At 67.4% G+C, this 1,001-nt stretch carries 1 protein-coding gene and 1 pseudogene; both read right to left on the bottom strand.

Annotation, left to right across the window (positions count from 1 at the left end; translation table 11 throughout):
* The coding region (gene tilS, locus A2I95_RS42440) for a tRNA lysidine(34) synthetase TilS (RefSeq protein ID WP_291738222.1) at nt 1-791 on the bottom strand (791 nt) is incomplete at its 3' end.
* A pseudogene (locus tag A2I95_RS42435) lies at nt 788-1,001 on the bottom strand (tol-pal system protein); the annotation flags it as partial. The pseudogene A2I95_RS42435 and the gene tilS, both read right to left, overlap by 4 nt.

Here is a 1,001-nt window from a genome sequence, read left to right as displayed (position 1 = left end):
ATTTCACTGGGCAAAGTGCGGAATTTGCGCTGACACAGGGCAACAGCGCCCGCCTGCACATGCGCCAAGTCGCGGGCGGCCAGGAACACATACCAGTCCAGCGCTTCACGCGCCTTGGCCATGTTGCGGGCAATCTTGGCAAAAACCGCGGGGGTCAGGCCCAGCGGCGCCAATTCCTGCAGCGCCCGGCGCACCCGGACCCGTTCGAATCTGGTATCCTCGTTGCTCGGGTCTTCGGACCATGCAATGCCGCGGCTTTCCAGATAGTCCCGCAATTCGCAACGGGTTACATCCAGCAGCGGCCGCAGCAGCGTCACGCCGTTGTGCGTGCGCCGCTCTGCCATCCCCGACAGCCCGGTCACACCAGAGGCACGCGCCATCCGCATCAGCACCGTTTCAGCCTGATCATCTGCGGTGTGGCCCAGTGCCAGCACCGGAATGCCGTGGCGCCGTGCCCAGCCGGTCAGCAGATCATAGCGCGCCTCGCGGGCCTGATTCTGCAGATTGCCGTTCTGCGGCCCGTCTTCCCAGCGCAGCACCTCATGACTGATGCCAAGCCGGGCTGCTGCCGCCCCCGCGGCTTCGGCCTCTGCTGCTGCTTCCGGACGCAGCCCGTGATCCACAGTGGCGGCAAACAACGCGACCTCGCCGCCGGCGAAACAGTCGTGCAGCAGATGCAGCAGCGCCATCGAATCACCGCCGCCCGAGACAGCGATTCCCAGCCGGTCAGGAAGGGCGGAGCGGAACTGGCTCCGCACCAGGGGCAGGATATTCTGCCGCGCGCCCGTCAAGAACAGCCCAGCTTGGCCATTTCCGCCGCGGCCTCGGCCTCTTCTGCCGCACCCGGAAAGCGCACGCCGACCTCGGTCAGCGTGACGCAGGCCTGATCGGTCTGGCCAAGGCGGCCCAGTGCCGAGCCCAGCTCAAACAGCGCCTTGGGGGCCACCGGCCCGGCGGAATTGCCGGAGAACGCCGCCAGATAGGCCCGCGCGGCCTCACGG

This window comes from Leisingera sp. F5 (genome assembly GCF_001593695.1).
The sequence above is the reverse complement of the archived record's forward strand: the minus strand, read 5'-3'. Positions and strand labels throughout refer to the sequence as shown.